Annotated in this window: 6 protein-coding genes; all 6 read left to right on the forward strand. The window is 44.3% G+C overall.

What is annotated here, in order from left to right:
• On the forward strand, window positions 1-795 hold a 795-nt coding region (locus tag D1Z90_RS21370; RefSeq protein ID WP_369122278.1), incomplete at its 5' end, for a type VI secretion system Vgr family protein.
• Between the two features lie 4 nt (window positions 796-799).
• Window positions 800-1681, forward strand: coding sequence for a DUF4123 domain-containing protein (locus tag D1Z90_RS19940; RefSeq protein ID WP_119912545.1), 882 nt, complete (start codon window positions 800-802; stop codon window positions 1679-1681).
• Window positions 1671-5744 carry a hypothetical protein gene (locus tag D1Z90_RS19945; RefSeq protein ID WP_119912546.1) on the forward strand — a complete coding sequence of 1358 codons (4074 nt, stop codon included), beginning with the start codon at window positions 1671-1673 and terminating at the stop codon, window positions 5742-5744. Before D1Z90_RS19940 ends, D1Z90_RS19945 begins: the two co-directional genes overlap by 11 nt.
• A gap of 56 nt (window positions 5745-5800) precedes the next feature.
• Window positions 5801-6751, forward strand: a complete 951-nt coding sequence (locus tag D1Z90_RS19950) for a hypothetical protein (RefSeq protein ID WP_147378809.1) — start codon at window positions 5801-5803, stop codon at window positions 6749-6751.
• Between the two features lie 24 nt (window positions 6752-6775).
• The gene (locus D1Z90_RS19955) at window positions 6776-7060 is read left to right on the forward strand and encodes a type VI secretion system PAAR protein (RefSeq protein WP_119911699.1); all 285 of its coding nucleotides are present in this window, start codon (window positions 6776-6778) and stop codon (window positions 7058-7060) included.
• A 117-nt stretch (window positions 7061-7177) separates the two neighbouring features.
• Window positions 7178-7472: transposase (locus D1Z90_RS19960; protein ID WP_499877944.1), on the forward strand; the 295-nt coding region annotated here is incomplete at its 3' end.

Consider the following 7472-nt stretch of genomic DNA (forward strand, 5'->3'; position numbering starts at 1 on the left):
ATTGGTCACGAAGTTATCGTGCACTTTTTGGAAGGTGATCCAGACCAGCCTATTATTACAGGGCGAACTTACCACGCCACTCACAAGCCGCCATACACCTTGCCTGACCATAAAACCCGTACCGTTTTGCGCACCGAAACCCACAAAGGTGAAGGTTATAACGAGCTGCGCTTTGAAGACCAAGCGGGACAAGAAGAAATCTATATTCATGCGCAAAAAGATCACAATACCTTAGTTGAGAATGACCAGAGCGAGCATATTAAGCGAGACCAACACAGCACGGTAGACCGTCATCAATACCACCTAACCAAAGGCAATCAGCACCTTACGGTAGACGGCGAAGCGCGCACCCTCATTGAACAGGATTGCACCTGGTTATTGGATAAAAACTTACACCAAAAAATCGGCCAAAACTGGCACTGCCAAGTCGGTGAAGAAATGCACCAACAAGCGGGCAATAAAGTCGTGATAGACGCTGGCGTAGAAATAACCTTAAGCGGCGGCGGCAGTTTTATTAAACTCGATCCTGCTGGCGTGCACCTAGTGGGCCCTGCAATTAACCTCAACTCAGGCGGCAGTGCAGGCAGCGGCAGTGGCTACGCGGGTGTGCAAGCCGAGTTAGTCAAACCAGTAGAGCAAGCAGTAAACAGTGAGCGGGTAGAGGTGGCGGAGAAAGCGGCCGCGAAAGATATCCTAGATGCTGCGGTGCCTACGATTTCACCTGAAACATATCAAGGTATGGTAGAAGCCGGGATTGTGATGGTAGAAGAATGTGATTGTAGTGTAGTGGAGTAGCAACGTGTCCGATTCACAAAAAGAACACATAATAGGTCAAATTAAGGGCATTCACCGGATTGATGCAGAACAGGTTAACGCGGCAGTTGCCATTGCATCCCATGCTTATGCCATTATAGAGCAAAGTATGTATCCCGATTTTTTGGCTCAGCTCTATGGCCTAGACAGCGAAGCGTTAACCTGGGATTACTTATTTCGATCTGAACAAGACGATGCATTGCGTCAAGCTGGCCCTGTATTAATCATGTTGAATGACAATGAAGTGAGTCAATGGTTAGTTGACTTATTGACACAGCAAGTCGGCGGCTGTTTTGTCAATGCCAGTAGCGATTTTGCTGAAACTTTACTGTGGGCGCAGGCAAGAATGACGCTATTTTCTCCCAATGATGAACAAGCCATTTGTCGCTTTTACGACCCACGAAATTTAGCCTTTATGCTGGCATCACAAAGCCCTAGCCAACAGCAAACATTCTGGCATCAAACTCAGTCCCTTTATTGGCATGACGCCGGACAATGGTGGCTAGATGAATTAACCCCGATGCCACAACCGCTGATTAAGCGCTATCAACTTAGCCAAGCAGAGCTAGAGGGGATAACAAGCCTCAAAGAAAACACGGTAAAGGCACAGCTCAAACAGCATTATCAAAGAGTCAAACCTCATAAAGACAAGATGAGCTTAACAGAGCTTATTGATGAGGTGTTTCCTGTTGCAAAACAATATGGCGCAACCACAGTAGGCGAGTACGACGCATGGCTGCGTTTAATGCTCCGTTATGGGAGGGAAAGGTTAAGTCATCAATCGCTTAAAAATATCTTACAGAGCCCTCGCTACCCCCTAAAAAAGAAAATTGGACTTGTTGAGAGAGAGTTAAGACATGACGTTTAAAGCTAATGACTTAGGTCAAGAACAGCCTGAACTGCCCGACGCGATGGAAAATGGAAACGAATCAACATCTGCTGAAGGTGCAACGGAATGTGACATAAAGGACCACCGGGCTTACTTTATCGAAGTGCTTGGCTTTGACCACCCAGAGGCGCAAAAAGTCACCGTTCAGCCTTTAGAAGGAAGTGACAACGACACCTTTTTTGATTTTGAAGGCAAGCCATCAGAAAAGCAGGAAAAAACGGCTACCAGCACCATTCATCGCTGGGAAACCATGGCGTGCAAACCGCTGGCGGCCCAGCTTGAAATTAAAAAAGCCGAAGGCGGCACAATCAAGTTACCACTATTTGATGATGTAGAGTTAACCAAGCAGCAACCCATTCGCCAAGACCATGTGATAGCACCTTTTGTGCCTGTGGTGCAGCATTTTAGCAATGATAATCAAGATACTTTGAGCCCAGTTTCGTGCCGTGGTGGCTTTCTATATTTACTTAAAGACGGCCGCTTTTGGCGAGAGGTTGAAATAGTTTTCACTGAAGAAGGTAATATAGAGTATAGCGACGTAGACTTATTAAGTACTCGAGAATCGGGGGCTGAGTCATCGTTTAATATCAGTTTGCCAAGGAAAGTGGAAGGGCAAGCGCTAGAGGAAATATGGCTTCCAATTCGTGTTGAAAATACATGGACTTCATCTATGTCCGGCTTTTTTTGCGAATATATGTTAACCAGTGAAAGGTTAAATTACTTAGAAGCAAATGTGGAGCAACTGGCAAAAAGAAGTGTCAGCTTTTCTCTGAAAGAACCAGAAGTATTGCGGCCGAACCAGAAAATGAAAACTCTTTTCTGGTTGCAAGATTTACCTGCACAACGCCCAAGACAGCCTCTTATTGAAAGGTTGTATCATAACCCACATAGTTACCTTTCCGACTTATCAGGTGCGTATCCAGAGCAAGAACTTCAGCAAGCGCAAAGCGCTATTACTTTCCCAGCCGAGTTGCCCAACAATAAGCGCTTACCGACAACGGCTTTAAACCATGTGGTTGATAGTGAAATATTGCCAATCGACCAATGTAAACTGGGGGAAGCCTTTAAAAACCAAGGCCAGGTTGAGTCAATTTTTGATACTGCTTCAAGTCGTAAGATATGTGCCTTACCATTTGAAGATATCATGGAGGAGCTAACCTCTATTTTAAAAGTAACCCAAGCGTCATTTGAGTTGCTGGGTAAAATTGAGCAATGGGCCAGTTCAGATCCTGACTACGACTTTGCAGCCTTGGTGCATCAGCTCATTTTACAGCCTAAATTAACAGATGCTGATGGTTCGAAAGTCGATAATGAATATTATAAAGAATATGCTCGATTTGTGGATACGGCTTCGGACGCGCCACTATATCGCTTATTAAAAACGCAACTTCGTCTTAACTTAACTCACGCCGCGAGCTTCTATCAAAAGAACCTGCTAGGACTCATGCTGACTAAGTCGGTAGATACCTGCTTGGCCGATTATCATTCCTTTAATGGCTCCGATTATCAAAGTGGTTTTCATATTACCGGCCAGATCTTAAATGCTTTGGTACTAAGCCCCTATAGATTGAATGCTGTCTACATGACAGAAAACCCTGAAGCCGGCACATATTTTCCAGAAGGGTTACAGTACGTATCGCAAATATTTGAAGACCCTGATAACCCAATACATCAAATGTTGTTTCCAACAGAGGCTGACGTTCCGCAAGAGCAACCTTTGCCAGATTCACTCACTGCGGAGGTTAATCAAGGCGATGGCCGTTGTCGTCCGGGCTTGTTAGCAACCTTAGGTAGAGCGGAGAATAGGTATGCAGTCGGCGAACCTGTTGTTTTTGAAATAATAAGTTTAGATCTTTCCGCTAAACAGGATGACTCTACACCGTTAGCGGCATATGCCAAACGATTAATGAATGATGCGGGGGCAGTACTTGATGGCATTAATGGTGCTCTAACCGCTGTAATATCAGCAAAAGAAAAAGCATTAAATGCCAAACAAGCGGCGTTGGCAGCACCTCAACAACAAGCGAGTACCTTGATTGCGCAACAAGCGAAAACTCAACAACTTGAAGCAGGGGTAAGTCATCGAGCAGGTGTTACAGAAAGTTTAAGTACTCAGGCCAGCATGGCTGTACCAGAAGACTTAATGAAGTTAAAAATGAATTTATACGGGCCTTTTTTGCGCCTACTAAAAGCAGCTGACCCTAAGCTTATGGGAAGTGTCGTAACCATTAAGAGTAATCAGCTTGACTTAGCGCAGTATCGAGTCATAGGTTTCGACGATCAAGGTAAATTATTTGGTTTCACCGACGCTAAACTTAAAGCGGGCCATGGCGGAAGACTTTATGGTGGCGTTTACAATAATAATGGCCAACTATTGGGTGAAACCAATAAAGCCAGGTATACAAAAGAGTTAGGCATTACTGCTGGGACAAAATCAGAAACTATCTTTTTTGTTATTGAAAAGGGCTCTTCAGCAGACCAGCTTTTAAAACAATGGCAGCGTTCAATGGATGAACTTCTGACTTTAAGAAAAGAGCTGGCGGCAAATATAGCAACCAATAGAGTGCTCGCAGCAGAGTTAGCGCAAGCGGTTTCCAAGTATATACCTAACAGTCATGGCAAAAGCCCTGCGCAGATTCAAGCGCAGCTGGACGCCCTCCTTGAGTTAGACAGAGCTGAAATTAAAGGTTTAAGCTCTTCTCGGCTTCAACAGTATGCGAATAAAGTTATGGATCACCCTATCGTTGGGGGGGCTGTTTTTTGGTTAGAGGCTTATAATGTTCAAGCGGAGCTGAACTCAAGCAAGTTGTTTTTCCAGCAAGAGCGTCATGGTCGAGTTGTCGTGGGGTTAACATCTGCTTTTTATGATTTTACCCTAGCATCTATTGTTATTCTAGAAAAAGCGAATTTTAATCAAAGACTAAGCGCACGTATAAGTATTTTCATGGCTAATGAGTTGGTGGAAGAAGCAAAAATAGTAGCAATGAAAAGGAATTCAGGGCCTTTTGCCCAATCTATTTTACCCAGAGTTATTACTAACGGTGCATTAATTAACTTAGGGGGTGGCATATTAACCATAGTAGTGTGCCTAAACGATGCGCTGTTTGAATATAACTCGGGAGACAAAGATGCTGCAACGGCTATGCTAGGCGTTGCTGTAGGAGTAGGAGTGGTGACTTTAACAGCTTGGGCCGGCATTAGTGGATTAATTCCTGTTCTTGGTTGGGTTGTTGCTATTGTTTGTTTCATTGGCTTTTTTATTTTTAATGACAGCCCAATGGAGCAATTGCTGAAATTTGGTCCTTTATCCAAAGAGCCCAATATTGATCATTTAAACAACGACTCAGAAGAAGCCTTCTACCGTTTAGTACATTTAGTGGCGGGTTATCATATTGAAGTGGTTAGAAACCCCTACTTTCAACAACCATTTGACGCTCTACCTCCTCACTTACAAGCGATTGAGCCGGTTCATACACCTATGGTGCTTAGCCCCGACTATTTACCAGAGCAACCTGCATCAAGTATTACTGCTTCCATACAAAACTTCGACCTTTTCTCACTCACTTCGAATAAAAGTCATACTCTGAGTGTAAGAAGCTGCAACTGGTTGGTAAAAGTGCGCTCTGGTTTAGCTATGTTATTTGGCGAAGTAACAGAAGAAGTAGTGCTTGCGACCCGCCAATTAACCATCGCAGAGGGCCATGGTGGTCAGAGTGTAAAAATGGGACTTAACTACCAATGCCGAGAAATAACACAATCGGGCTCAAATTATTATATAACCATGCCGGAAGATACTTACGAACGCTACGGCATGACCTTAGTCACCAATTTATATCGCCCAGCGGTCAGACTACAATACAAGGCTAATCGAGGTGGTAAAGCGTTTGCTTTTCCTGCCCCTATGCCTGATAACCCCTTAAGATATAATCCTACAGACCAAGACAATAATACACCGAGATTCACCGGCGGTAATATATTTGGTAAACATGAGTATTGGCTTAAATCAGAAGATTATCGCCCTGCCAACTTTAAGGACAACTAGTGTTTAAATCTATTAACCAATATGGCTCTGAAGCATATCGCGCAGAACAAGCAAAAATGTTACCAATCAATAAGTTAACGTTATTGGCACAGCCGCTGCAAAAAAGTCAGTGTTTGAGTCAGGCCATTCCTGGGCGTTGGTTAAATTTAAATGAGCTTAAAAAGATCCAATCCGTGGATAAGGAGCTAATAGCTCAAGGGCAAGAAAAGGCAATGAAAATAGCTGAATCATCTAGATGTAACCCTATGCGTTTTGACTCTGAGATTTTTCGTTTACCTACTTTAGGTCGTTTTAGCTTATTACACGATATACTTGTAGCATTGAAAGGTTTAGGAAGGATAGGAACTTACACAATGCCTCCTCTATCAATTTTGGCTGCTCTTGTAGGAGGTGGGGCTGCTCATTCATCAGGAGAACTTTTTTGGGAGTGGTTTTTATTTTTTCTTGTTTATTCAAATCTAATTATGAGTTTGCCATGTGTCATTGCTTTCAAAGGCATTCCTTTGTTCGAAAAGCTATTAGGGCCAAAAATTTACGGGGATATCAAACCTCGATATGAATTCAACCGAGTCACTGGACGAGTAAAAATTTATCATGCTAAAACAGGTGAGTTATTACATGACTTTCCTTTTACCGAATGTGTTGCGGAAACATGGGCTCAAGTAGGGTATCAAGGCATTGTGGTAAAAAATACGTTAAACCTTCGCCATTACCAAAATGCAAAGGCTTGCATTAAGGGAGGGGGGTTTGGTGACGAATATCGGTTGACGGACACCTACGCTACTTGGAATTTTATTCAGTGTTATATGGACACGAGCCAGCCTTTGCCAGATATTCCGGCCTTTGAGATCTGGCGCAGCAGCGATCCGGCTACGATTACTCGCGACAGAATCACGCAGCGTAATCCGCGCTTTTGGCGAGATATGACGCAAGAGGAGGCGCAAGCATTATTTGATAAACAGGCTGCGATTAACCTAGCACAGCCCGAGCCAATTAGCAGCCATTAACAATTTAACCGTAAAGGATTTTACATGGGAAACGCAGCAAAACTCGGTGATATCGGCACCGCTCACGATGGCTTTCCGCCTACCCCGATTACCGCTGGCTCTGGCACGGTAAAAGTAGACGGTATTCCACTGGCACGAAAAGGTGACCCCTTAGCACCTCATTCAAAACCTAAACACCCGCCACACGGTCGCAGTATATCGGGTGGCTCAGGTACCGTATTTGCCGACGGTAAACCGGTCGCAAAAACCGGTGATGGGGTCAGCTGTGGCGGTGTCGTCATCGGCGGCGGCACAGTGAACGTGGGATAGATGATAAGGCTAGATGCATTCAGTCCATTCAATTGGAAAAGCGGACACCCACCAAAATTTGACAGCCATCACCTTTTAACTAACACTTAAAAGGTGATTTTTCTCTAGGAGGGAGTCATGACCCTACCTCGAAAACAGCTTATTTGTGCAGAATCGACGCCTTACTATCATGTAACGAGCCGCTGTGTGCGGCGCGCCTTTCTTTGTGGTTATGATAACTACGCTAAACGCAGCTATGAGCACCGTAAACCTTGGGTATTGGATAAAACCAAGCAGCTGGCTAGCATCTTCACCATTGATATCTGTGCCTATGCCATCATGAGCAATCATTACCACCTCGTGCTGCATATCAACATGGCGCAAAATAGCCGCTTAAGTGATGAGGCCGTGGTGAGCCGCTGGCAACAGTTAT

The sequence above is a fragment of the Motilimonas pumila genome (genome assembly GCF_003596335.1).
In the GTDB taxonomy this organism is placed as follows: domain Bacteria; phylum Pseudomonadota; class Gammaproteobacteria; order Enterobacterales; family CBDFNC01; genus Motilimonas; species Motilimonas pumila.